At 48.0% G+C, this 26,036-nt stretch carries 25 protein-coding genes; 11 read left to right on the top strand and 14 right to left on the bottom strand.

Annotation, left to right across the window (positions count from 1 at the left end; all coding sequences use genetic code 11):
* Positions 1–3 precede the first annotated feature (3 nt).
* Positions 4–222 (bottom strand): hypothetical protein, encoded by a 219-nt coding sequence (locus Q1B11_RS01680; protein WP_299726374.1) that lies wholly within the window; start codon positions 220–222, stop codon positions 4–6.
* Between the two features lie 188 nt (positions 223–410).
* Here Q1B11_RS01680 and Q1B11_RS01675 point away from each other — a divergent pair, with 188 nt between their 5' ends.
* The gene (locus Q1B11_RS01675) at positions 411–956 is read left to right on the top strand and encodes a hypothetical protein (RefSeq protein ID WP_067522307.1); all 546 of its coding nucleotides are present in this window, start codon (positions 411–413) and stop codon (positions 954–956) included.
* Positions 957–1,190: 234 nt separating this feature from the next.
* On the opposite strand, the gene Q1B11_RS01670 is transcribed toward Q1B11_RS01675, so the two are convergent.
* A complete protein-coding gene (locus tag Q1B11_RS01670; RefSeq protein ID WP_299726368.1) occupies positions 1,191–1,520 on the bottom strand; it encodes a TraR/DksA family transcriptional regulator in 330 nt (109 codons plus the stop codon).
* A 544-nt stretch (positions 1,521–2,064) separates the two neighbouring features.
* Here Q1B11_RS01670 and ttcA point away from each other — a divergent pair.
* The gene (ttcA, locus tag Q1B11_RS01665; protein ID WP_299726365.1) at positions 2,065–2,979 is read left to right on the top strand and encodes a tRNA 2-thiocytidine(32) synthetase TtcA; all 915 of its coding nucleotides are present in this window, start codon (positions 2,065–2,067) and stop codon (positions 2,977–2,979) included.
* Between the two features lie 5 nt (positions 2,980–2,984).
* Here ttcA and Q1B11_RS01660 read toward each other — a convergent pair whose 3' ends face one another.
* Together Q1B11_RS01660 and Q1B11_RS01655 are read right to left on the bottom strand one after the other, a co-directional pair.
* Positions 2,985–3,833, bottom strand: coding sequence for a DUF547 domain-containing protein (locus tag Q1B11_RS01660; protein ID WP_299726362.1), 849 nt, complete (start codon positions 3,831–3,833; stop codon positions 2,985–2,987).
* Positions 3,834–4,036: 203 nt separating this feature from the next.
* Positions 4,037–4,828 carry a glucosaminidase domain-containing protein gene (locus Q1B11_RS01655; protein WP_299726360.1) on the bottom strand — a complete coding sequence of 264 codons (792 nt, stop codon included), beginning with the start codon at positions 4,826–4,828 and terminating at the stop codon, positions 4,037–4,039.
* A 280-nt stretch (positions 4,829–5,108) separates the two neighbouring features.
* Between Q1B11_RS01655 and Q1B11_RS01650 the strand changes: the two genes are divergently transcribed.
* A complete protein-coding gene (locus tag Q1B11_RS01650; protein WP_299726357.1) occupies positions 5,109–5,720 on the top strand; it encodes a Yip1 family protein in 612 nt (203 codons plus the stop codon).
* A 26-nt stretch (positions 5,721–5,746) separates the two neighbouring features.
* Positions 5,747–6,415, top strand: a complete 669-nt coding sequence (locus tag Q1B11_RS01645; RefSeq protein WP_299726354.1) for a SprT family zinc-dependent metalloprotease — start codon at positions 5,747–5,749, stop codon at positions 6,413–6,415.
* 201 nt (positions 6,416–6,616) lie between these two features.
* Here the strand turns inward: Q1B11_RS01645 and recQ are convergent, their stop codons facing one another.
* A complete protein-coding gene (recQ, locus tag Q1B11_RS01640) occupies positions 6,617–8,437 on the bottom strand; it encodes a DNA helicase RecQ (protein ID WP_299726351.1) in 1,821 nt (606 codons plus the stop codon).
* Between the two features lie 348 nt (positions 8,438–8,785).
* Between recQ and Q1B11_RS01635 the strand changes: the two genes are divergently transcribed.
* A complete protein-coding gene (locus tag Q1B11_RS01635; protein WP_299726348.1) occupies positions 8,786–9,364 on the top strand; it encodes a YecA family protein in 579 nt (192 codons plus the stop codon).
* An 81-nt stretch (positions 9,365–9,445) separates the two neighbouring features.
* Entirely contained in the window at positions 9,446–10,756 is a 1,311-nt protein-coding gene (locus tag Q1B11_RS01630; protein WP_299726345.1) for a protein-tyrosine phosphatase family protein, read from the top strand.
* Positions 10,757–10,816: 60 nt separating this feature from the next.
* Here the strand turns inward: Q1B11_RS01630 and Q1B11_RS01625 are convergent, their stop codons facing one another.
* The 3 genes from Q1B11_RS01625 to ihfA all read right to left on the bottom strand — a co-directional run bounded on the left by Q1B11_RS01625 (position 10,817) and on the right by ihfA (position 13,010).
* Positions 10,817–12,205, bottom strand: a complete 1,389-nt coding sequence (locus tag Q1B11_RS01625; RefSeq protein WP_299726342.1) for a substrate-binding domain-containing protein — start codon at positions 12,203–12,205, stop codon at positions 10,817–10,819.
* 153 nt (positions 12,206–12,358) lie between these two features.
* Positions 12,359–12,712, bottom strand: a complete 354-nt coding sequence (locus Q1B11_RS01620) for a MerR family transcriptional regulator (protein WP_299726339.1) — start codon at positions 12,710–12,712, stop codon at positions 12,359–12,361.
* On the bottom strand, positions 12,663–13,010 hold the full coding sequence (gene ihfA, locus Q1B11_RS01615) for an integration host factor subunit alpha (protein WP_299726336.1): 348 nt from the start codon (positions 13,008–13,010) through the stop codon (positions 12,663–12,665). The genes Q1B11_RS01620 and ihfA overlap by 50 nt, the downstream gene beginning before the upstream one ends.
* 459 nt (positions 13,011–13,469) lie before the next feature.
* Here ihfA and Q1B11_RS01610 point away from each other — a divergent pair, with 459 nt between their 5' ends.
* Positions 13,470–14,828 (top strand): ankyrin repeat domain-containing protein, encoded by a 1,359-nt coding sequence (locus Q1B11_RS01610; protein WP_299726333.1) that lies wholly within the window; start codon positions 13,470–13,472, stop codon positions 14,826–14,828.
* Between the two features lie 274 nt (positions 14,829–15,102).
* Here the strand turns inward: Q1B11_RS01610 and pheT are convergent, their stop codons facing one another.
* Together pheT and pheS are read right to left on the bottom strand one after the other, a co-directional pair.
* Positions 15,103–17,481, bottom strand: coding sequence for a phenylalanine--tRNA ligase subunit beta (pheT, locus tag Q1B11_RS01605; RefSeq protein WP_299726330.1), 2,379 nt, complete (start codon positions 17,479–17,481; stop codon positions 15,103–15,105).
* A 58-nt stretch (positions 17,482–17,539) separates the two neighbouring features.
* A complete protein-coding gene (gene pheS, locus Q1B11_RS01600) occupies positions 17,540–18,568 on the bottom strand; it encodes a phenylalanine--tRNA ligase subunit alpha (protein ID WP_299726327.1) in 1,029 nt (342 codons plus the stop codon).
* A gap of 171 nt (positions 18,569–18,739) precedes the next feature.
* Here pheS and thiS point away from each other — a divergent pair, with 171 nt between their 5' ends.
* The 4 genes from thiS to smrA all read left to right on the top strand — a co-directional run bounded on the left by thiS (position 18,740) and on the right by smrA (position 21,578).
* Positions 18,740–18,952, top strand: a complete 213-nt coding sequence (gene thiS / locus Q1B11_RS01595) for a sulfur carrier protein ThiS (RefSeq protein ID WP_299726324.1) — start codon at positions 18,740–18,742, stop codon at positions 18,950–18,952.
* Positions 18,953–19,009: 57 nt separating this feature from the next.
* Positions 19,010–19,774, top strand: a complete 765-nt coding sequence (locus Q1B11_RS01590; protein WP_299726322.1) for a thiazole synthase — start codon at positions 19,010–19,012, stop codon at positions 19,772–19,774.
* 14 nt (positions 19,775–19,788) lie between these two features.
* Positions 19,789–20,913: a 2-iminoacetate synthase ThiH gene (thiH, locus tag Q1B11_RS01585; protein ID WP_299726319.1), complete on the top strand. Its 1,125-nt coding sequence runs from the start codon at positions 19,789–19,791 to the stop codon at positions 20,911–20,913.
* 62 nt (positions 20,914–20,975) lie between these two features.
* The gene (gene smrA / locus Q1B11_RS01580; protein ID WP_299726316.1) at positions 20,976–21,578 is read left to right on the top strand and encodes a DNA endonuclease SmrA; all 603 of its coding nucleotides are present in this window, start codon (positions 20,976–20,978) and stop codon (positions 21,576–21,578) included.
* A gap of 64 nt (positions 21,579–21,642) precedes the next feature.
* Here smrA and Q1B11_RS01575 read toward each other — a convergent pair whose 3' ends face one another.
* The 4 genes from Q1B11_RS01575 to Q1B11_RS01560 all read right to left on the bottom strand — a co-directional run bounded on the left by Q1B11_RS01575 (position 21,643) and on the right by Q1B11_RS01560 (position 26,036).
* Entirely contained in the window at positions 21,643–22,518 is an 876-nt protein-coding gene (locus tag Q1B11_RS01575) for an SDR family oxidoreductase (protein ID WP_299726313.1), read from the bottom strand.
* Positions 22,519–22,542: 24 nt separating this feature from the next.
* Positions 22,543–23,691 carry an acetyl-CoA C-acetyltransferase gene (locus Q1B11_RS01570; protein WP_299726310.1) on the bottom strand — a complete coding sequence of 383 codons (1,149 nt, stop codon included), beginning with the start codon at positions 23,689–23,691 and terminating at the stop codon, positions 22,543–22,545.
* Positions 23,692–23,710: 19 nt separating this feature from the next.
* Entirely contained in the window at positions 23,711–24,775 is a 1,065-nt protein-coding gene (locus Q1B11_RS01565; RefSeq protein WP_299726307.1) for an acyl-CoA dehydrogenase family protein, read from the bottom strand.
* A gap of 94 nt (positions 24,776–24,869) precedes the next feature.
* Positions 24,870–26,036, bottom strand: coding sequence for an acyl-CoA dehydrogenase family protein (locus tag Q1B11_RS01560; RefSeq protein WP_299726304.1), 1,167 nt, complete (start codon positions 26,034–26,036; stop codon positions 24,870–24,872).

Genomic DNA, 26,036 nt, shown 5'->3' with positions numbered 1-26,036 from the left:
ATCTCACGGCCTGAATAAATGCCTGATGGGACAATCTCTAGAATCCAGCTTTAATGAATGAGCAGCGGGAATCGCTGTGTAATAGTCGTAGTCCATGACATTGGCGTGAATGTCCGTGGTTTCCAGCACGCGCAGATCAATAGTGGCAGCCGATGCAGCTCCGGTGATTGATACCAACCCCATCAATACTGCTGCAGATAATGCAGTCCGACGTACTTGCATACTTCCCCCTCGTTTTGAGGCTATTAGTTTCCAAGCAACCTACCTCAAAAAAGACGGCCATGTAATTAGTACGATCCACCAAATTTGCTTTCAGCTATCTGTTTAGAAATCCGATGGTGATACGATATTTGAATAAGGCTAATGACAGGAGTTGTTAGCATCTTCTATCCCACAAAAGGACTTGAGGAATGGGAATCTGCGCCAAGGAGCTGAGGCATTACGTGGTTCGTCCGGCTCTGAAACATCTGGGCATGTGGAGCCCAACCGCTGAAAACTTGTTGCTTGGCACCGCCGCCAGAGAGTCTGGCCTTGGCTTCCACCTGAAAATCGCTAATCAGCACGCGCTTGGAATTTATCAGATATCCCCCAGAATGCACCGTAAAGTCTGGGATCAGTTTTTAGCCACACAGCCAGAACTCTCAAGCAAAGTGAGGGGGCTGGCCAGCCAACGGGAATTTCTCGCCCATCCTCACCATGAGCTGGCGACCAATCTAGCCTATGCAACCGCCATTGCCTGGATGATTTACCTGCGTTCAGGCACTACGTTGGAGTTAATTGGCAAGGATGATGTTCGTTCCATGGGGCGACTTTGGTACAAACATTTCCACAGCAGAAACCCTGGCACCATCAAAAGCTTCTGTGACAGTTATCAGAAACAGATCATTGAATCGGGGAGCTCTCGAGAGGAATCTGACTACTTTAATCAGAACGCAGATATAAGAAGCTGTTCATGATCTTTTGCGAATAGCGAAAACGAGGAGAAAATGTTCCTGTTTTTCAGTTTTTCAGTTTTTCAGTTTTTCAGTTTTTCAGTTTTTCAGTTTTTTGAGGAGCATAGTGGCGCTACGTAACGAAGAAAACTGAAAAACAGGGGCGTTTTATCATCGTTTGCAGCTCGCAGAAAGATTGTGAACAGCTTCTAAAGCCTGCTTGAGACATTCGGCAGGCTTTATCTTGATGAGCCGTTGTCAGAGGCCTTGTGCTTCTGCACACCCGACACAATAATCCGCATAGGGCATCACTTTCAGGCGTTGCCCGGGTATCTCTTGACCACAGCCATCACAGTAGCCGTACTCACCTTCATTAATCCGATCCAGCGCCTTATTAATCTTGCGAAGCTCCATGACGGCCTCGTTACCCAGAGCATCCATCACCTCGTCGTTTTCACGCTCCTGAGCCTGCTCCGACCAGTCTGCACTGTTCTTACGAGTCACGTCTTCTTTGATACTGCCCAATCGGGTGTTCAGCTCGTCACGACGAGTCAACAACCAAGTTTTTGATTTTTCATGGTCTGACATTTTGCAACCCCTGCTCCAATACTGGAAACACTATTATTGTTAACCCCGTTCCGAGGTTTATAGAATTTCATCAGATGGTTTTGTAGCTATGAGAGACATCCTGACAACATTTATAGTACCGCCAGTGGCGTTCGATCGTAAACTGTCCCTGATCAATCCCAATCATCAATAGTAGATCATCGCTCTCAATATCGTGACATCGCTGCCAATAAAATTAATCGATAAGTAGTTGTGCAAATGGAATCGAATATTTCTGGCTGAGTGGCCAGTTACAATGCAAGGCGCTGCGGAGGGAGCATAGCCGTAGCTATGTGACTGGAGCTGCAACGATGCACGACTGCATGGATGCAGAAGGTAGCACCCAAGGGCATAAAAGCAACGCAGGAGCAAGTTGCCGAGAGTGGCTGTCCACTTAGTCAGAAAATATGATTTCATTTGGTCAACTACTTACCTACCGTCGATTCCTAAAACCCTGACTTGGTTGAAAGCTGAGCGGCAGATATAATTGACGAATTTCCTTTTAGACACAGCTGAAACCAACCCTATGACCACAACCAACCTGACCGGTTCTGATACGCACGGCTTCAATAAACTGCAGAAGAAGCTGAGACGCATGGCAGGCAGAGCCATCGAAGACTTCAATATGATTGAAGACGGTGACCGGGTCATGGTCTGCCTGTCCGGGGGTAAAGACAGCTATACAATGCTCCACATCCTGATGAGCCTGCAGAAAAGCGCACCCATCGACTTTGAGCTGCTTGCCGTGAATCTGGATCAAAAGCAACCCGGCTTTCCGGAAGAAATACTGCCAGAGTATCTGGATGGCCTTGGCGTTCCTTATCACATCATCAACCGCGATACCTACTCCGTCGTTAAGGAAAAGATTCCTGAAGGCAAAACCACCTGCGGCCTTTGCTCACGTCTGAGACGAGGTACACTCTACGCCTTTGCTGAAGACATCGGCGCCACCAAAATAGCCCTTGGCCATCATAAAGACGATATCGTCGAAACCATGTTTCTGAACATGTTTTACGGCTCACGACTGGCCGGCATGCCGCCAAAGCTTCGCTCTGATGATGGTCGAAACGTCGTGATTCGCCCTCTGGCCTATTGCCGGGAAAAAGACATCACCGCCTTTGCTGACCAGATGGAATTCCCAATCATTCCATGCAACCTTTGCGGCTCTCAGGAAAACCTTCAGCGCCAGAATATCAAAGCCATGCTGACAGAATGGGAAAAGAAGCACCCTAGTCGTATCGAGTCCATTTTTACGGCCATGCAGAATATTGCGCCATCACAGATGGGCGACACAGAGCTGTTTGATTTTAAAAACCTGACGGTCGATCGCAGCTCAGAACGTAAAGGTTATGAGCATGCTGATAACCAGTTTATCTTTTCTGGCAATATCAGCATTCAAGAAGAAAATAACGGGGTACAGGTGCTCAACTTCGAGCCCTGATTGCTTTATTGCGGTTCGTTCAGCCGCCAGTCATACCGGTACTTCACGATACCGGTATGACTCTTGATTTTTTTCGCAGTATCAGGCCGGGCGTATTTCTGTAAATGCAGCAACACGCCATCTTTGTCGACAAAATCCACTTCATACCATTCATAAATTCGCGACAGAACCAACCTGCCGTCAATCCAGGTTATACCTTTCTCCTGGCTAACAAACCGATCGGCCAGCTTATCCAGTAATTGCTCTGTATTGGCCGCGGTAAAAACCTGTGGTGATAAATCCGGACAACCCATGCTGGCACAATTCACCGCATAATGAATCCGGTTATCTTCCCATAAAGGCCTGAGTATTCTGTGCTCGATATCATTCAGCGTCAGCGGCAGGCCAGCAACGGTAATCACCTTTTCATCCCATGGGCCAAAACGATACCAAGGACCGATATCCGCTATGGACTCAAGAGGATAGTTTTGCAGAATAAGATCCACAGTCAGGGCATTATACAGATTGATCCAGAACGCTTTCTGTTCCGCCTTTGAATAAGACAAAGGCTCAACGGTTGATAGACGACTCAGGTAATCTTTTAGTTTCTCACGGTCTGCTTGTGAAACTGCCTGATACCGAAAAGTATTACCCGCTGAATGGACGACAAGATATTCATCCAGAATATCCTGCCAGTTCTGATGACTCACTGTTTTGCTGGAACCCTCATCACCACCATCCCAAACAGCCCAGTATTCACTGGCCGGTGCGGCTTGAATATTGACTGAAAATGCGACAGAAAATAATAAAAACAGTAACCAGAAAGGCCGGAGAAGAGAAGGAGAACGAGTCATTATTTTATCTTTGTGATTCATAGGAACTCCCTCTCTCTGTTGGGTTATGTTAACAGAGCCTAAGTACCCGGCCATATGGAATCGAATATTTCTGGCTTGTTAATCAGGTTCTCTGCAAGGCGCAACAGCGGGAGCATAGCGAGCTATGTGACCAGAGTTGCAACGCAGTCAGAGGGGCTGATCAACAAGTCAGAAAATATGATTTCATATGGTTGGGTACTTAATTACCCCTGATCATCGTCATCATACTGGATAAGCTCGTTGCTGTTAATCATGGCAATCAGTTCCTGGATGTAGTCATCACCACGAATCGAGTATGCACCAAGCCCCTGGGCAAGGTTTACACCGGTTACTGGCAAGCGCTTTTCCCGGTTACTCTCACGCATTGCTCTCAACGACTGATAAGAGTGATTGGTGTTCAGGTTATGCATATACGCCTGAACAGAAGCGTAAACCGTCTCAAACTTTTGCACTTCATAGGTTTTCCCTTCAGGGCGACCACTGGGAACAATTCCGCAGCCCGGACTGAAACACCATTGTCCAAAAAAGTTATTACCCTGCGTCGCAAAACGGGACGTTCCCCAAGCACTCTCATTGGCAGATTGCGCCAGAGCCAGTGATGCGGGAATAATATCCACCCGGGGCAGCAACGTTTCAAATAGCGCTCGGTCAACGGTTTCAATACTTTTTAGACGATACCGTTTGGCCAGGCTCTTCACCCAGCCAGCTTCATCCTCAGAGAGCGTCGTTTTTGCCGACAACTCAAGCAACTGTTGGCGATTCTGCAGGATGACTTGATTCTCTCGCTCTACCATCGGTAGAACGTAATCAAAGAAAGCACTTTTCTTGCTTTTTACATCGACGATACTGCCAAAATCCGGCAGATGAGAAGGAATTTCCTTAAGCTCAACCACCTCCTGAAGCTCATTTGTTGGTAACGGCCAGAGATACCAACCTGAAAGTAAAGTCAGCACAAGTAATGTACTCAGCATGAGTTTGTCGACCCTGTTCAGCATACTTTCCTCATAAAAAATGTGATTTCTATAGAATACCTACTGACTCACAAAATTGGCATTAAAAAATTTTATTTACACCGGCGATATTTACATTTATAAAAATATATGTAATCACTGTGGGGCGGCTACAAGCGGTTCTGTCATACAACGCTGCACACAAAGCAGCGACAGATAGCCAATAACTATAATAACAACAAACGGTCAACCGCCGGTCAGCATCAGCGTCTTCTCTATTAACGACGAGAAGGCTGATTGCTTACCAAGACATGGAGGCACAACCATGATCCTTAGCCATTTTTGGGGTTTACTTACTGAGCCGGACCACGAGTGGACCAGTATTCGTAAAAACCCGCCCGGTCTTCTTCAGCTTTATCTTGGTCAAATCATCTGGCTGGCAGCCTTGCCAGCTATTTCAACCTACATCGGTACCACCATGGTGGGCTGGTCACTGCCCGGCAATGATGATGTCGTGCGTCTTACCAGCGACAGCGCCCTTTGGATGGCCCTTCTGGCCTGGCTCGCCACCATCAGCGGTGTTGCCGTCATGAGCTGGTTCATGCAATGGATGAGCAGCAACTTTAACAGCAACCCCAGCCTGACCGACTGCACAGCCTTCACCTGCTATACCGCCTATCCACTGTTTCTGATTGGCCTCAGCGGGCTTTACCCTTCACTCTGGGTAGCAATCTGCGCAGGGACAGCCGCTGTTTCAGCAACAGCTTACCTACTCTATAGTGGACTCCATATCTTCATGAAAATTCCCAAAGAACAGGGATTTATTTACGCCAGTTCTATTCTTTGCATTGGTTTAGTGGTTCTAGTGTCCATTATGATCACCACCGTGATCTTCTGGGGCATGGGTGTTGGACCTGAATACGTCCAAAGTTACTGAGTCCTTCTTTTCAGATTTGGCCGCTAATGCGGCCATTTTTATGCCTGTCATTTATGGCCGGCGATTATACCCATTTTCCAGCTCCCGATAATCCGTTATCCTTCCAGCTCAACCTTCCAGCTCAACCTTCCAGCTCAACCTTCCAGCTCAACCTTCCAGCTCAACACCAGGAGGATAATAAACCGTTGCAGAACGACCTTCACCAAATCGAACAGCGCGTGCTTGAGCTGTATCAGGAAGCCGAACGCTTTTTCCAGAAATCATTTAAACGACCTTACATTCGTCTGGATCTTACCGGCGCAACGGCTGGTCAAGCCTGGATCGAAAAGCATCAGCTGCGTTTTAATAAAGTGCTGTTACAGGAGAACCGCGAGCATTTTATTCAGCAAACTGTCGCTCACGAAGTAGCGCACCTTCTGGCCTATGATCTTTTCGGCCCACGAATTCGGGCTCACGGAAGGGAATGGCAGGGGATAATGATAAAGGTATTCAGACTGCCAGCGGATCGCTGCCACAGTTACGATACCGGCAGAAGCAGCCGAAAACAGTGGCTTTATCAATGTCATTGCAAAGGCAGGGAAATCGCCCTCAGCACTGTGCGACACAACCGTTCACAGCGAGGAACGATCTACTTGTGCACAACCTGTAGAGGACCATTGACATACGCAGGAAAAGCACAGGCCACAATCAACTGAACAACCGGCAGAAATATTCAAGGCTCCACTGACGCAGCCATCACTTTTTTCTAAAGACCTATTTCGTAAGCTACACTCTCACCCTCAATAGGAACACGCCTGCGTACTGCTCTGCTGCCAATGCCCCAGAACTCAAATACAGCGCACCCAGAGTGCTCCTACGGTGAAAGTGAAGACACACGAATAGACATAGACGATCCTTTAATTGATTTCAACGTCAACAGTCCCTAACACTGCCAACAAATCGTCACCGTATTTTTCCAGCTTATGTTGGCCGATCCCGGAGATACGGGAAAGCTCAAGATGCGTTGTTGGTCGATGCTTTATCAGCTCCATCAGCGTTTTATCATTCATGATGACATAGGCTGGCACACTCTGCTCTTCTGCATGGTTCCGACGCCACTGTCTCAGGGTTTCCCAGAGTTGTTGGTCGTGCGCTTCCACCACCACCCGGCCGACTTCTTTATACTCCTTCTGATACTTAGTAGAAGGCTCATAGCGATCACGCCGCAGCTCTATACGTTCATTGCCCTTAAGAATTGATCGACAACTATCGTTTAGTTTCAGGGCACCGTGGCCATCAACATCCACATTCACATAGCCTCGTGCCACCAATTGTCGGAATACTGAGCGCCAGCCATTCTGATCCAGCTCATTGCCAATGCCAAAAGTACTTAACCGATCATGACCAAAGCGGCGAACCTTATCATTTTGCTTACCCTGCAACACATCAACCAGATGTGCGACACCAAAACTCTGACCGCTGCGGTAGATACACGACAGTGCTTTCTGCGCTGCTTCTGTGCCATCCCACACTTCTGCAGGCTCCAGGCACAAATCGCAATAGCCACAGGGTTTATCCAGTGGTTCATCAAAATAATTCAGTAGTACTTGACGACGGCAACCGGTGACTTCACACAGCGAAAGCATCGCTTCCAGCTTCTGCCGCTCCACCTGCTGCACTTGCTGACTCGCTATTGATCGAGCCTGCATTTGTCGGAGAAGTACCACATCCTGAAGGCCATACACCATCCAAGCCGTTGCGGGCAGCCCATCACGCCCACCACGGCCGGTTTCCTGATAATACGCTTCGATACTTTTGGGCAAATCCAAGTGCGCAACAAAACGCACGTCTGGTTTATCGATCCCCATGCCAAAGGCAATGGTGGCCACTACGATAATCCCTTCTTCCGCAATAAAACGGTGTTGATTGGCTTTTCGCTGCTCAGGCGGCAAGCCTGCATGATAGGGAATGGCTTTACGCCCAGCCTGGCTCAACCACTCTGCCGTTTGTTCAACCTTTTTCCGGGAAAGACAATAAACAATGCCAGAATCTTCTGGATGCTCTTTCTCCAGAAATTTCAATAACTGCTGCTTACCCTGCTTTTTCTGGCTGATACGATAAAAAATATTGGGACGATTAAAACTGTCAATGAACACCCTGGCGGATTGCAATCCGAGACGCTCACGAATTTCCTGACGGGTGCGCTTATCCGCTGTGGCCGTTAGGGCAATTCTTGGAACGGCAGGAAAGCGTTCCTGCAGGTGGTGCAACTGAAGGTATTCCGGACGAAAGTCATGCCCCCACTGGGAAACACAGTGCGCTTCATCGATCGCAAAAAGAGCAACTTGCATTTGATCCAGCAAACGCAACATAGATTCCGTCAACAGTCGCTCTGGAGCCACGTAAAGCAGATTCAGATCGCCCATCAACAGCTCTCGCTCCACTTGCTGACGATCTTCTGGAGACATACCGGAATGCAAGCAGTCCGCTCGAATGCCGAGCTCCCTCAGGCTATTTATCTGATCTTCCATCAGCGCGATCAGCGGAGACACAACAACTGCCGTGCCACCTCGCATCAATGCAGGAATTTGATAGCAGAGAGACTTCCCTCCACCCGTAGGCATCAGAACCAGAGCATCACGGCCAGCCACTACTTCTGCAATGACATCTTGCTGAAATCCTCGAAACGATGGATAGCCAAACGTGTCGTTTAAAATATTGAGAGCAGGGTCTGACATGAACTTCAAAAACAGCCAAATTCAAAAGTGAAAAGTATACGGAGTTGTGTAAGCTTTCGCATCCCATAAGTCGCATAGCATTCCTGATGGTCACCGGCACCTCTGAACCAGTAAGTACCCGGCCATATGGAATCGAATATTTCTGACTTGTTGATCAGGTTCTCTGCAAGGCGCAACGCCGGGAGCATAGCGAGCTATGTGACCAGAGTCGCAACGCAGTCAGAGAGTCTGATCAATGAGTCAGAAAATATGATTTCATATGGTTGGGTACTTAAGTCAACCTCCCTGCTTTTCAGCGTAATGCCAGCAGAGTAGAATGCTAACCTCGTATTCACAGGACATGATTCCATGCCAAACACACGGGCCTCGCTGGAAACTTTTCTTCAGCCATTCTCTGAAAAAAATGAAGGTACTCTTGACTACCACGGCCTTCATGGATTTCTGACCGCCCTGACAATCTGCCCAACCGATCTCACCGAGCATGAGCGTAACGAGAGTGTTTTTGATCAGAAGGTTGACCTGCCTGCAGAACAGGCCAAAGAACTGAACAGACTCATTCAGGAAGTTCAAACCACTATTGACCGTGGCTTCAATGATGAGGAAGAAGGGTTTTCCCTATCCTGCGAAGCCGAGCTGGAGGATCACGATGATGATGCTCTGGCCAACTGGTGTACCGGCTTTATGGTGGCGCATTTCCTAAACGAAGATGCCTGGTTTATCAGTAATGAACAGGAAGTATGTGAACTTTTGCTGCCCATTATGCTGGCCTCCGGTCTGTTTGATGACGAGCAGGAGTTTAAGGATATCCGCAAAAACGAAGAGCTGGTTGAAGACATGTGCAGCCAAATTCCTGAAGTTTTAATGGAGCTGTATCTGGTCTTCAACGCGCCTGAAGAAAAGAAACCGTTTAAGCCAAAACGGCGTTGACAACTATCCCTCATTCGAACCTTAGTTACCTGATAGTTAGCTATAGTTACCATAAATTCAGATGTATCAAGGACGATAACTATGCACCCCACCTCAGGTAACAACCCAGACAGTACAAACATAGATAGCTTGCGTCGGAAAGTTGACAGGTTTAAAGACAAGGATAGTGATTCTGCCGTAAAAAAACTTGGTAAAGGCTTTCTTCGCAAAATCAGCCCCCAGTATAAAATTGCAAAGTCAAAATTAGCAAAAGCTGAAAGCGATAAAGCAGCAACTGTAAGGCTGAAGGACCGCCACATTACGAATACTGCACTACCCGAAACAAGACGCAGCCCTTATGACCCACTACCAGAATTACCTGATCAGAACCAAAGTAGGTCTGCCCCAATCTCATCACGACCACCCAGTGGTGCTACTAAGCCAGCTCCTCACAGCGAAGCTCCGCCACCGCCTCCACCCAGAAGCTCATCAAATAGACCATCGCTTCCTCCAAGGCCTTCACACGCTTTAAGCGTTGCAAAAGCTCAGGTACCCCAAAGCAACGCGATTAATTATGAGAACTGGTTTGACGATTTAAAACAGGCGACGCAGGAAGAGCCTTCTTACAACAAAGGAGAGTTGCTTGGTGGAGCTCGATTTACAAATATTCTTCCACCAAAACACTCCGCCGTGAATATTAATAAACAGCCTATAAATGCAAACTACACGTTTGATCAGAATTATATTGCTAGTCAAGCCCCTATGATGAATAACGAACAAGGCTTACCAGCATTCTTTTCAATGATTGCGTCCGAAGGTATAACGTCTGTCGTTAACCTGACCAATTCAAATGATGAAATTAACAAGAGAACCGGTCTCCAGGGAACAGATTTAAGAGCCCAGTATTGGCCAGAGCCAGGAGGCTTACAGCAACATTTCATGGATGGCCAATGGTACTCTGTCGAAAACATGGAGACAGAGAAGCATACTGGCTATGATATTACGAAGCTTAGTCTTCATGTACAAGCTCCTGATGGAAGCCTTCTTCAGGAATCTAAAGAGATTAAGGTTTTTCATTTCACGGACTGGCCAGATCACGGTGTCCCCAGCGGCGATGGAATGAAAAAATTCGATGGTTTTATGAGTCAGGTTAAGAATCAATCTGGAGAATCACCTAAGCTGGTCCATTGCCGCGCAGGGGTTGGTCGGACTGGTACATTCATGGTGCTTGAGCAATTAAAAAAAGGAATTGATACCGGTACAATCAATAATAATAACCTGACGGAAAAAATAAATCAGCTGGTTTTAGAGGGTAGGGGAGATCGCGGTAAGGCTTTTGTACAAGCCAATACACAACTACAAATGATTCACGAACAGGCGCAGGCATACCTACAAAAGCGCTCCGGTTATTAATATATAGAAATCCAGATATATGCATCATTAAATATATGAAGCGCAGTAGCAAAGCCTGAACTAATGGCTCATTACCGTTGTTGCCGCTGGTTCAGGCTCAAAAGTCGCAGTGGTTGTATCATACAGCCACACCTCAACCCGCCTGTCACGGATTACTTTTAAGCGACTATCTTCTAAATCCATGTCCACCACAGGAACGTAACCCGCCAACTCAATACTACCTCTAGACACTCCGGCACGAACCAAATGTCGTCTAACCACATCAGCCCGTAGCTTTGCCAGCGTCTTGGAAAAAGGAGAGTCATCGTTCGTTTCTCCAAAACCAATCAGGCGAATTGATCGATCATCTATTGCCAGAAAATCTGCCAACCGTCCAATATCTCGAATCGCCTTGTTATCAAGCTTGGCCTTACCCTGTTCAAATCGAAAGTTGACCGACAGTCTTGTAAATGAATCAACCAGCTTTTGATAGTCTGCTGGCATGGCACTTTGGTCGGAAGCTTTGGGTTGAATACTCTGAGCCACATACCCGACACTCTCCACAATAGACTGCCCTTCTTTGCCAATAGCGTACTCCAGAAATGCTCTGGCCATTGGTTTATCATTATTTTCCGGTATATACATGTAAAGGCGACGGCTTAGCAGATAATCCTCCGTAGATACATTGATCACCGAAGGAGACAGGCTCTTGCCAGCGGCATCAGCCACTTTCAAAGGTTTGGCTGCACCAATCGTATTAAGGCTGACAAAGCCAATTCCACCAGGGCTACTCACTACCGTTGCAGACAAAACCTCATTCGACTCAAAGCGCTCTACCCGACTTTTAAGCTTATGTTTTTTGGCCAAAACCAGTGATTTGAACGTGTCCCAGGTTCCAGACTGTTCATCCCGGGCCAACGGTGTTACGGCCAGATCCCTCCCTCCTAACTGTTTCCAATTGGAGATTGATCCGGAAAACAACCTGGCCACCTGATCAACACTCAGAGCGCTTACCGGGTTATCGGGATGCACAATAATGGCAAGACCATCAATACCAATAACATATTCAGATTGCTCACTGAATAAATCACAGTTTGCCCATAATAGCGATCGTTCAGACTCTTTACCTCGCCGGGAGGAAGCCGCAATATCGGCTTGCCGAGACTGAAGCCCTTTGAAACCCGTTGACGAACCATGAGCCTCAATTTTAATGGCAACCTCTTTATTATCAGCAGCCATAAAACCTTTGATCATGCTTTCATTGATGGATTTATCAGATAGAACCCTGACATCAGAAGCCCCCTGATTTTCAAGAAACCCTGCAGCCAGTGCCGGGCCAAGTGAGGCTCCTACCGTATTAGATCCATGTATGGTAAAAAGAATCTCTGAAGCCAGCACATTACGGCATAGAGTAGCCTGAACGATAAGCAGGAAAATATAGAACAGCGGTCGTTTTGTTATCTTTATCATGGTGACTACCCAACTTCTGAAAACCTGACCATTTTATGAATCATTTATGACAGTCAGATGACAATGGGTAACTAAGAACAGTCTACAGAGAAAGAATCACTGCTATATCAACAGTCAGAGATTAAAAGGGTTTATTAAGGAAAGGCTGTAAGTTTAATTCAGAATTTCAACCACGCTTTCCAGCTCAGCAATAACCTGATCAATCGTAACGTGATGCTCGGCAACCCGTTTGCTGGAGGCATTTTTCTTTAATTGCGTCCTTGCGCCATCAATAGTGAATCGCTGGTCATAGAGAAGATCACGGATCTGCCGCACCAGCAGCACATCTTCATGTCGGTAATAACGGCGATTCCCCCTACGAACAGGTGACAGCTGAGGAAATTCCTGTTCCCAATAGCGAAGCACATGGGTTTTTACACAACACAATTCACCGACTTCACCAATAGTAAAATAGCGTTTACCGGGTATAGCCGGAAGTTGACTCGTCCTGAGTTCCGTGTCCTGCATGGTCGCTTCCTGAGTAGCTTTCCACTCTTGCCTTGAGTTTCTGACCGGGCTTAAACGTCACTACTCGCCGGGGTGAAATGGGTATTTCTTCCCCTGTTTTTGGATTTCGTCCAGGCCTTTGTCGTTTATCCCGAAGATCGAAGTTACCAAAACCAGACAGCTTTACCGGTTGATTATTTTCCAGAGATTGACGAATTTCTTCAAAAAACAGCTCCACCATTTCCTTGGCTTCCCGCTTATTCAAACCCAGCTCGGTATTCAGGCGTTCAGCCATATCCGCTTTCGTCAGAGCTCCCATAATAAAAAAATCCCCCTTTTGTGCTGTTCCACAGCAAAACTGACTTGAACAATGCTCTTTCTGTACGCTGACTAAAGTAAAGAGTACTACTATCGTATTCTTTTTATCTTCTTCAACATTGATCAGTATGTACACAGTAGCAGGTCAGACCGTACTTGTGCAGTATCGTTCCAACCTAAGCTCTGCAATATGACTCATATATTCTTTAGATTGCGGGAAGCAAGACATCAGGTCAAGCCCAAGGTGAGTAGTTGTAATAGATCCATCGCTTGAGATTTATCGATCTCACTAAAAATGAAGCTATTCAAATCCATTCTAGCCTGCCCTGTAACTTAAGCTAGCTTTCAACGTAATCCCAATAATCAATTTATGAGTCACACATAGCTTCCTATGCATCCTTCCAAAAACCAGACTGCACTCGCACAAGTTCATAGAGTCTCATCAACAAGTTCAGACAGAATGGATAAGCCTGAGAAAGAAAAGGAAGTACAAGTCGCAGACATTTTACAAGCATGTCGTTCTGGAGATATCAGCACAATAGAAAAGGCTATTGCTCAAGGTTCAACCGATATTTTTCATCAACATATGAACCCGGAAAAAAATCATTCGTTCAAGACAACACACCCAGTTGGGATCGCTGTTGAAAATAATAGTACCAAAATTGTCGACCTTCTGATTGAACAGCATGTTGACCTAACTATTTCCCATAAAGGTTATGCTTTGGTTGCTCTTGCCTGTAGCAAAGGAAATATGGGTATTGTAAAAGCGATTATTGAGGCTGGTGCCCCCATTACAGCAGGGCCTAATAACATATCTCCTTATTACGCAGCATTGATGCATGGTCATCAGGGCATACTGGACTACTTATATACAAAGACAGACCTGAAATTACAAAAAATACCTGTTGAGCTCAGGAATCTCTTTCTTGAAAACGCCTGTCTAAAAAATGAATATCCAAAGCTTTTCGCATTAATAACTGATGATACGGTGAACTTCAATAATCCGATACCAAGCGAATTGATCCCACTGATCGATGAAGCTCACCAACATATAACGAACGCTCAATATGAGCAGACAAAATTCATAGCATCAATAATTAATCGCACCGTCAAAGAAGGTCTCGAGGAGAGTAAAGTAGAAGATACGCTCAATGCTTTTTATAATGTAGCTACAACATTACCATTTAGCCGTAGGATCAATACATACGACCATAATGAAGGTGAATCGAAGACTGACAGCGACAGCAAACCCAAAATCACCATCCGTAGTGAGGATGCCGAATTATTAGCAATCAATCTTCCAAAGATATCACCTGGCTCAGAAGAACATTCAAAGCTTGTCATGTCCATCATTGACTCACTAGCCATCCCCAAAAAAGAGATAAGCCTCCTACAAAATAAACAGTTTCAAACCATTATGGAAGAACAAGGTTACCAGCTGCAAAAAGGTCTGATTGAATTTGAGATCTCAGCTTTTAATTTAGTTTGCTGCTATATGTCAGTACCTGAGCTTACGGAGGAAGTACCACTAGATCTGGTAGTCTACCAAAATTCAGCAGCATATAAAAAGTCCTCAATAGTATTAAATGCCAGCAGAAAACCAACTAACTTTTTCAAAACAAATCAAGAATTAACAAAGCTAAAAAAACAACAACTCACATTAGATTCGCGGCATAATACAATGAACAAATTATGCAAACTTGCTGAAGAAAAGCTTAGCACCACTGAGTCATCAAACGCACAGGAAATGGGACACACTGTTCAGAGGGGAGAAATTAAAAAAGGTAAGCAATATGTGATGTACTACAGCATGGTTTAATACCAATGGCGTTTTTAAATTTTGGCACGAGCAAGTTATTTTGGGCGACTGGGCAAGGCGAAGAGACGAGTCATAGCCTTTACGCCCTGTGGGTGGTAGCTATGGCGAGGAACTTCAACGCAGATCCAGTCGGTCAAAATAGCTGCGCAGCCCATAATTTAAAAACAGAATTGGTATAACACTGTCCATGTAAGATAGATAAGGCATAAAACCTGATTTTCAAAACAACTCCTGACTGTCCCGTAAAAGACAGTCAGGCTAGAAAAGAAAACGACTACTGTCTCAGGCTCGCATTAAATTCCTGTTTCAGTCGGCTGACAATGCGCTCAACCACTTCGTTCACTTCTTCATCTTTCAAGGTTTGTGAAGGATGCTGCATAATCAGACCCATAGCCAGACTCTTGTACCCTTCTTCAATACCTTTACCGGCATAAACGTCGAAAGTCGTTACGCGACGCAACAGATCACCGGCTTCGCTGGCAATAGCCTGCTCAATAGCACCTGCCGCCGTGGACGCTTCAACCACCAGAGCCAGATCACGGCGCACTTCAGGGAATTTAGACAGTGATGTGAAGTGAGTGACCTTACCGGCAATCACAGCATCCAGTCGCATCTCAACAACATAGGTTGAAGCCGGCACATCCAGCTTCTTCGCCAGTGAGGGATGAAGAGCACCAATGTGACCAACAACCGTACCGTCGCGAACAATCTCTGCACACTGACCAGGATGCATGGCAGCGTGTTCGCCTTTACGGAAGGTAAACTCATTACCTGCCTGACCAAGTTCCAACACGGCTTCCAGATCACCTTTCAGATCAAAAAAGTCCACAGACTCTGCTTTGCCCTGCCAGCTTTCTGGATGACGACTGCCAGTCATCAGCGCCGCCAGCATTGACTCCTGCTTCAGTTCTTCACCGTCTTTGATAAAAGTCAGACCGGTTTCAAAAAGACGCACACGGCTTTGCTGGCGGTTCAGGTTGTAGCCTGCGGTTTTGACCAGACCAGGCAGCAGTGTTGTACGCATAACCGACAAGTCACTGGCAATGGGGTTTGCCAACGCCACAGGTTCACGGACAGGATCAAACAGCTGATGCAATTCCGGCGCAATAAAGCTGAAACAAACTGCTTCCTGATAGCCACGAGCCGCCAGTGCACGACGAACGTCGGATTCCTGAACCAGCGCTTCATCCACCTGCTTCATTTTCAGCAGAGCTTCTGGTGTGCTTTCTGGCAGATTGTTGTAGCCATAAATACGACCCAATTCTTCTATCAGATCTTCTTCAATGGCAATATCGAAACGCCAGCTTGGAACAGAAACGTTCCAGCGTCCTTCACCCGTTGAAGTCAGATCAAGGCCCAGACGGGAAAGCAGCGCTTCGATATGGCTATCTTCAATAGACATTCCCAGCAAAGAAGTCACTTTCTCAGAACGCAGAGTCACTTCACGCAGGGCTGGCAAATGTTCTTCGCTGGCCACTTCTGTTACCGGGCCAGGCTCACCACCACAAATATCCAGAATTAACGACGTCGCACGTTCAACGGCTTTTTTCTGCAGCTGGAAATCCACACCACGCTCAAAGCGGTGAGAAGAATCGGTGTGCAAACCATAAGAGCGGGCTTTACCGGCAATGGTGATCGGATCAAAGAAGGCACTTTCTAAAAAGATGTTTTTAGTGTTTTCGCTGACACCGGAACCTTCACCACCCATGACACCGGCAATGGCCAGCGCTTTCTGCTCATCAGCAATGACCAAAGTTTTATCATTCAGGGTCACTTCCTGACCATCCAGCAACACCAGCTTTTCAGCAGGCTTAGCCATACGCACCTGAATGCTGCCGGACAACTGGTCCAGATCAAAGCCATGCATTGGCTGACCCAGTTCCAACAAAACGTAGTTAGTGACGTCGACTACCGGATCAATGGAACGAATACCGGAACGACGCAGACGCTCAGTCAGCCACAGCGGCGATTGACGGGAAACATCCACATTGCGAATGACACGACCAACATAACGCGGGCAACCCTGTGGAGCATCAATGCTTACCGGGAAAGTGTCGTCAATCACTGGCGCAATATCAGCAACCGTTTCTTCAGTAACATCTGCCAGAAAGTTAGCACTGACTTCACGGGCCAGACCAGCAATACTGAGACAGTCACCACGGTTAGGCGTCAGATCCACATCAATAATTTTATCATTAAGAGACAGGTATTCACGGATATCCTGACCAACAGTGGCATCCAGTGGCAGTTCCATCAAGCCATCAGAAGAGTCGGACATACCCAGCTCTTCTTCCGCACAGAGCATGCCGAAAGACTCTACGCCACGGAGTTTCGCTTTCTTGATTTTGAAGTTGCCCGGCAGGACTGCGCCAACCGTGGCAAAAGGAATTTTAATCCCGACACGGGCATTCGGCGCACCACAAACCACCTGAAAGGTTTCACTGCCGGTGCTGACCTGAGTCACACGGAGTTTGTCAGCATCCGGATGTTGTTCACAGCCAACGATTTCTGCCACTACCACACCGGTAAACTCGCCAGCAACTGACTCAACGTCGTCTACTTCCAGACCGGCCATGGTGATTTTATCCACCAGCTCCTGAGTACCGACCTCAATATTGACCCACTGCCTTAACCACTGTTCACTGAATTTCATAGTTTTTACTCAAATCCTGTAGCCATCTTTAAAAAGGAAATTATCTTCTCTTCAGTTCTTAGCGGAACTGGTTAAGAAAACGCAGATCGTTCTCAAAGAACTGGCGCAGGTCATTCACGCCGTAACGCAGCATGGCAAATCGCTCAACGCCCATACCAAAGGCAAAACCGGTGTACTTCTCAGGATCAATGCCGGAATAGCGGAACACATCCGGGTGCACCATGCCGCAACCCAGCACTTCCAGCCATTTAATAGAACCGTCTTCATTGCGGCCCCACTCAATATCCACTTCCGCAGACGGCTCAGTGAACGGGAAGTAAGAAGGACGGAAACGCACCTGCAGATCATCACGCTCGAAGAACACTCGCAGGAAATCGATCAGCACGCTTTTCAGATCCGCAAAGCTGACCTTCTCTGCCACATAAAGACCTTCCACCTGGTGGAACATGGGGCTGTGAGTCTGGTCGGAGTCGCAACGGTACACCTTGCCCGGGCAAACAATGGCAATGGGTGGGTTTTCATTGTTGGCAATAAAGCGTTCCATGGTACGAACCTGAACCGGCGAGGTGTGGGTTCTCAGTACGGTGGACTCATCAAAGTAAAACGTGTCGTGCATGGCACGAGCCGGATGATGACCGGGAATGTTCAGAGCTTCGAAGTTGTGGTAATCGTCTTCGATCTCAGGCCCTTGCTCAACAGTAAAACCGATGCGACCAAAGTAATCGGTAATGCGTTCCATGGTACGAGTTATCGGGTGAATGGTACCCAGATCCTGACCACGGCCCGCCAACGTCACATCAATGGATTCACTGGCCAGTTTGGCGTCCAGCGCCTGCTGGTCGATCAGGGCTTTCTTCTGGTTAAGGGCATCCTGAACCTGCTGTTTGCCTTTATTGATCAGGCCACCGGCTTTCGGACGTTCTTCGGCGGACAGCTGTCCCAGGGATTTCAGCAGAGAGGTCAACTCACCTTTCTTGCCGAGGTATTGGACGCGGATTTCGTCCAGTGCTGGGGCGTCAGTGACCGTTTCAACAGCACTGAGTGCGCTGGCCACCAGCGTATCAATCGTGTTATCCAGATTCTCCATGGGATTCCCGAACAGATGAGCGACAGAAAATAAACGGTCAATTCTAGCGGTTGGTGGGGGGCTTGGGTAGCGTTCTATGATCGCTCACCCATAATGAGTGGTATTTTGACCAGCGTATTTGTACATACAGCCCTGTTTCTTTAGAATCACGGCTCCAAGAAAGGGCTAGCCATGCAAATTACAATAAATAATCAGCTGATGGAGGTTGAGGCTGACCTGAGCCTTGAGACCTTGCTTGGTCAATTGGGACTTCTTGCCGAAGAAAGTTCCCAGGGCGTAGCGCTTGCTGTCAATCGAAAAATCATCAGCCGGTCTCAATGGGTCTTCTGTCAATTGAACCACGGTGATGAGATTACCCTGATAAAGGCAACCGCAGGTGGCTGAAGCGCCTACCTGATAAACGTATCCCGTATAGCACGGATTAACAACGAATAAACCAGCATGCTGAAAATTGCGGATAAAACATTTGCCTCTCGTCTATTTACCGGCACGGGGAAGTTCTCCAACAGCCTTGTGATGACCGAAGCCATTCTGGCTTCCGGCAGCGAACTTGTCACCATGGCACTCAAGCGGGTCGACCTGAACGAGCAACAGGACAACATTCTTGGCCCTCTAATCGAAAACAATCTGAACCTGCTGCCCAACACCTCCGGTGCGCGTAATGCCGATGAAGCTATTTATGCCGCTCAACTGGCAAGAGAAGCCCTCGGTACCCACTTCGTCAAAATAGAAATCCATCCCGATCCCAAATATTTACTGCCCGACCCCATCGAAACCCTGAAAGCCTGCGAAACACTCAGCAAGATGGGATTTGCGGTGCTGCCTTATATCCATGCCGACCCGGTACTCTGCAAACGTCTGGAAGAAGTGGGTGTAGCCGCCGTTATGCCCCTTGGCTCTCCCATTGGCAGCAACCTTGGTTTAAGAACCAAAGAGTTTATCCAAATCATCATTGAACAAAGCTCAGTGCCGGTGGTTGTGGATGCAGGCATTGGCAGCCCTTCCGATGCGGCGCTTGCCATGGAAATTGGTGCGGATGCTGTGCTGGTCAACTCTGCCATTGCTGTTGCCCGTGACCCGGTTGAAATGGCCATTGCCTTCAAAGAAGCCGTCATTGCAGGCCGACGTGCTTATACAGCCGGGCTGGGTGCTCGTTCTCTGCAGGCCAAGGCCAGCAGTCCTCTTACTGCTTTCCTGGATGACTAATAAGGCCCTTTGACATGTCGTTTCTTGAACGGTTCAACCAGATCAACTGGGATGAGTTGAAAATGTCCATCCACAGCAAAACCGCTGCCGATGTGCAACACGCTTTGAACAGTTCAAGGTTGACCCACGATCAGTTTCTGGCGTTAATATCGCCTGCTGCAGAACCGTACCTTGAAGCCATGGCGCAAAAGAGTATGGCGCTTACACGACAGAGGTTTGGCAATACGCTCCAGCTCTTTATTCCGCTTTATCTCTCCAACAAATGCACCAATATCTGCACCTACTGCGGTTTCAGCCTCGGCAATAAAATTCGTCGCAAAACCCTGAAAATGGAAGAGCTGGATCAGGAAGTGGCCGCCATCAAAAAAATGGGGTTTGACCATATTCTGCTGGTCACCGGTGAAGCGCCGGGAACCGTTGGCGTTGAGTACATCAAATCCGTACTGGAACGAATTCGTCCGCACTTTTCTCACATCAGCATCGAAGTGCAACCACTGGATCAAGCAGATTATGAAACTCTGATGACCGCAGGGCTTGATGCGGTTCTGGTGTATCAGGAAACCTATAACCGCTCCGCTTACAAAGAATACCATCTCCGTGGCAGTAAGATGGACTTCGATTACCGCCTGGAAACCTCTGACCGACTGGGCAAAGCCGGTATTGATAAAATCGGTGTCGGCGCATTAATTGGCCTGGAAGACTGGCGAACCGACTCAGCCATGGCAGCGGCTCATTTAGACTATCTGGAAAAAACTTACTGGCGCACCCGCTACTCAATCTCCTTTCCCCGGCTGCGCCCATGCGAAGGTGAGTTTCAGCCGGTATCGGTGATATCCGACCGCCAACTGGTGCAATTAATCTGTGCCTACCGTCTGTTTAAACCCGAAGCAGAGCTTTCTTTATCCACAAGAGAGTCTGCAAAGTTCCGGGACAACGTGCTGCCGCTGGGCATCACCACCATGAGCGCCTATTCCAGCACGCATCCGGGCGGCTATGCGGATGACAATATTCTGGGCAATGAAGATCTGGAACAGTTTTCAATCGATGACAATCGACGTCCGGAAGTGGTAGCCAAGGCTATTCAGGAAAGAGGGCTCGAGCCGGTTTGGAAAGACTGGTCGCCGTGTTTTAACCACTGAGCTGTTCTATCGCCTAATCAATTTGATATTATGATACACCTTCAATATCAATCATTCTGACCATGAACCATTCAGAAGATAACGACGATTACAACGCCTTCCTAAAAGAGATGGCAGACGTTACCCCCGTAAAGCGAAAAATTCTGGCGGATATTCAGAAATCTCAAGCCGTGACTCCCGGACAACAGGTTCGCAAAGCCGCTGCTGAAGACACCTTTACCGACCCGAATTTTCTGTCACTGCTGAACCCAAAGATGGTGAAGCCCCATGATTTTCTGGTGTGGAAACGGGATGGCGTCCAGGAAGGCGTTTTCAAAAAACTTCGGCTGGGCAAATACGAGATAGAAGCGCGGCTGGACCTGCACCATAAAACCGGCAAAGAAGCCCGGGAAAGTGTTTTCCAGTTTATCAACGATTGTCGCGAACACGAACTGCGTACTGTCTTGATTGCCCACGGTCGGGGCGAGAAAAGCAATCCACCGGCCCTATTGAAAAGCTTGCTTTACACCTGGCTGCCACAAATGGAAGCTGTGCTGGCTTTTCACAGTGCCCTGAAGTTTCATGGCGGTTCGGGAGCGCTGTACGTTTTACTGCGCAAGAGTGAGCGGGAAAAATTAGAGAATCGCGAACGCCATGCAAAAAGAACCCTCCATGGGACTATATAGCCCCATGAAGCAAATTGTAATCTAGACAGGCTTCACTTTAGCCATTTACGGCGCTTAGAAAGGGTCAGGTGCCATACACCTTCTGAGCAGGAACCGCTTCGTCAATCAGCCCTGCAACCGCCTGACCAATCTCTGCCGCTTCCCAGCGTGCACCCTTGTCGTTTTCTGGTCCACGACGCCAGCCGTCTGCAAGGGAGATCTTACCGCCTTCCACTTCAAACAAACGGCCTGAAACGTTCTGACTTTGTTCTGAACCGAGCCACACCACCAGAGGTGCAACATTTTCAGGTGCGTAGAAATCAAAACCGTCTTCCGGCTTTTTCATCATGTCGCCGAACACATCTTCCGTCATACCGGTACGGGCTGCTGGTGCAAGGCCATTGGCCGTAATACCGTAACGCGCCAGTTCCGCCGCCTGAACCAGTGTTAATGAAGCAATGCCACCTTTTGCAGCAGCATAGTTTGACTGACCAATAGAACCCTGCAGGCCTGCGCCGGAACTGGTATTAATAATACGCGCATTGACGTCTTTACCCCCCTTGGACTGCTCACGCCAGTATTTCACTGCATGACTACTGATGCAGAAATGACCTTTCAAATGAACGGCCATCACTGCGTCCCAATCGGACTCTGACAGGCTGGCAAACATACGATCACGGCAGATGCCAGCATTATTAACCACCACATGCAGGTCACCAAACGCTTCGATTGCCTGTTTAACAATCAGGGCAGATTCTTCATAGTCAGTAATGTCGTTGGTATTTACCAACGCCTCACCACCGGACTGTTTAATGGTTTCCACCACGCTTTCAGCGGCTTTACCATTAATATCGTTCACAACCACTTTGGCCCCTTCCGCAGCAAAGCCGAGGGCATAAGCTTTACCCAGACCACCACCAGCACCGGTAACGATCACTACACGATTTTCACAAATAGCCATTTCTCACTACCTATTCTTATTCTTTTAAAGTCGTTCAATAATTGTCACGTTAGCCTGACCACCACCTTCACACATGGTCTGCAAACCGTATCTGCCACCAGTACGTTCCAGCTCATGGAGCAACGTTGTCATCAATTTTGTACCGGTCGCACCCAAAGGATGCCCCAACGCAATTGCACCACCATTGACGTTTGTTTTTGCATGGTCATAACCCGTCTCTTTCAACCAGGCCATGGCAACGGAGGCGAAGGCTTCGTTGATTTCCACAAGGTCAATTTGATCCAGCGTCATCCCCGCTTTTTTGAGCGCATAATCTGTGGCAGGAATCGGTGCCGTCAGCATCCAAATCGGGTCAGCGCCGCGCACACTCATGTGATGAATACGAGCTCTTGGCGTCAGGTTGTATTTTTTTAACGCTGCTTCAGAAACAATCAATACCGCTGATGAGCCATCACAGGTCTGGCTGGAAACACCGGCAGTGACTTTGTCGCAACCAAACAGGAAATCCAGCTCAGCCATTTTTTCCAACGTTGAGTGGCGAGGCGTTTCATCCATTCGAACACCTTCCAGCTGAACGATTTCCCGATCAAATCGTCCCTCTTCAATAGCCTGAAGTGCACGACGATGGGATTCCAGAGAATAACGCTCCAGATCTTCACGGGATAACCCCCAGTGATCTGCAATCATCTGGGCAGATTTGAACTGTGTGGGTGGCTCAGCACCATAACGCTCAACCCAACCTTTAGAACCAGAGAAAGGATCGGTAAACCCCAATGGTTCTGCAGCCATCATCGCAGACGAGATGGGAATCTGCGTCATGGTTTGCACACCTCCGGCGACCACTACATCCTGAGTACCACTCATTACCGCCTGCGCAGCAAAGTGCACGGCCTGCTGAGAAGAGCCACACTGGCGATCAATGGTCGTGCCCGGCACGGCATCAGAAAGGCCGGCTGCCAACCAACTGGTACGAGCAATATCGCCGGCCAGCGGGCCAATGGTATCAACGCAACCAAAAATCACATCGTCGTATTCGTTATCCGGAATACCGTTACGTTCTACAATGGCCTTTAAAACATGGGCACCGAGGTCCGCACCATGTACATGAGCAAGCCCACCTTTACGACGACCGGTCGGTGAACGGACTGCATCAACAATATATGCTTCTGCCATATTATTTCTCATAAAAAGCTTACTCCTGCACAAATGTGCTGCCAGCACCCAAGAACACATCACCAGCTAATACAAACTGCTTGATTCTCTGTTTATGAAACCCTTGACTTCCGTAAGATGAAGCCATTGCCCAGGCACTCTTCATAAAAATCTGCAGATCCACTTCCCAGGTATATCCCATGGCACCATGGGCTTGAATACCATTTTTGGCAGCCAGTAGAGCAGCATCGGTTGTCACCAGTTTTGCATGAGAAACGTCTCTGGTTCGACTACTCAGGCTATTGGCCACAGAATAAGCAGCCTTGTACAAAGGCGACTTGGCAAATTCAATCTGCACGGCAACATTCGCCATCAGATGCTTAACTGCCTGAAAAGAGCCAATGGGTTTACCAAACTGCTTGCGATCTGCCGTATATTCAACAGAGAGATCCACCATCTTTCTGGCAAGTCCTAACTGCTGTGCAGAAACTGCCAGGGCTCCACGATCCAGGGCATCCTGCCAGAGTGCTTTGCCAACAAACTCATTGACGATCAGTGTTTCTGAAGAGGGCGTCCATTCAACAGAAAACAGCTGACGACTCGGGTCAACGGATTCGTTTTTAGTCAGTGCCACCTGCTCAGGCTTTACTGCATGAACTTCATCACCATTGGCAAGAATCAACAGATCAGCAACATGAGCATCTGCAACCAGAAGGTTTTGTGGGTGAGCAACGGCAACCCGGACTTCACCCGTTGCTATACGACTCAGCCACAACTCTTTAAATTCAGCCTGATCATCACCAAGACTGTTTAATAGTGGTGTGGATACCAATACCGTTTCAACCAGAGCTTCTGGTAAAGCGGTGTAGCCGCACTCTTCTGCCAGCAGAATAAAATCCAGCTCATTCATGCCCAGGCCACCATAAGCCTCTGGCACGGTCATGGCCGTCAAACCCAGCTCTGCTAACTGAAACCAGAGTTCACTGGATCGCCCGGATTCACTTTCCCAGCTCTCACGCAGTGTTTCTGCTGTAACTTCATTGGTCAGAAATGACTTCACACTGTCGTGGAACATCAGCTGATCTTCAGTAAACGTAAAATTCATTGCTCTCTTCCTGGCTGTAGGCACTTCCTGGCTGTAGGCACTTCCTGGCTGTAGGCACTTCCTGGCTGTAGGCACTTCCTGGCTGTTGGCACCCTTACGCTCTGGGCATGCCCAGCATACGCTCGGCGATGATGTTCCGTTGAATTTCGTTGGTGCCGGCGTAGATCGGACCAGCCTGGGCAAACATAAAACCATCTAGCCATTTGCCAACATCGTCAGCCGCCGGCGCATGAGGTAACAATTCTGCCCGCGCACCCAAAATACTCATGGCGGTTTCATGCATATTCTGATCCAGTTCTGACCAGAAAATTTTATTGGTAGACGACTCTGCGCCAATCTTTCCGCCCTGAACCAACCGTGAAGCCGTCATATAGGTGTTCAAGGTGTAAGCCTCGGCATCCATCCAGGCTTTCATCACGGCATCGCCAATTGTCGGATCTATATCTGCAGATTCTTTATTGGCTTTGTACAATTCAACCAGCCGGCGGGCGGTTTCCTGAAAGCGCGCAGGAGATCTAAGCATCAAACCACGCTCAAACCCTGCGGTGGACATGGCAACGTGCCAGCCCATGCCTTCACCACCCAAAGCGTTTTCAACCGGCACTTTGACATTGTCGAAAAAGATTTCAGCGAAGCCGGGCAAACCATCTAACTGAGGAATTGGACGAACCGTAACGCCTTCTGCATCCAGCGGTACCAGAATAAACGTCAGACCTTTGTGACGGCTGGATTCCGGATCAGTACGGAAAATACCAAAGGTCCAGTCAGCCCAGACGGCACGAGTCGACCAGGTTTTCTGGCCATTGATGATGTAATGATCACCTACCCGTTCCGCCTTGGAACGTATCGCCGCCATATCGGAACCAGCGCCGGGTTCAGACCATCCTTGCGCCCACACCTCTTCTCCGGTTGCCATTTTAGGGAGAAAGCGAGCTTTCTGTTCTTCCGAACCAAACTCCATCAGTGTTGGCCCTAACAGAAATATACCGTTCTGATTCACCCGTGCCGGTGCACCGGAACGATAATATTCTTCTTCGAAAATCAACCATTCAATCAGATCGCAACCTCGACCACCCAGTGCTTCTGGCCAAGTCACCATTCCCCATCGACCGTCGTTTAATTTGGCTTCCCATTCACGGTGCTGCTGAAAACCTTCTTCCGTATCAAAAGAGCTCAGTGGTTGCTCAGGGACATTCTGTTCCAGCCAGCTGCGCACTTCCTCTCGGAAAGCGTTTTGACCATCGGTATAACTGAGATCCAT

Source organism: uncultured Endozoicomonas sp. (assembly GCF_947495845.1).
In the GTDB taxonomy this organism is placed as follows: Bacteria; Pseudomonadota; Gammaproteobacteria; order Pseudomonadales; family Endozoicomonadaceae; genus Endozoicomonas.
The sequence above is the reverse complement of the archived record's forward strand: the minus strand, read 5'-3'. Positions and strand labels throughout refer to the sequence as shown.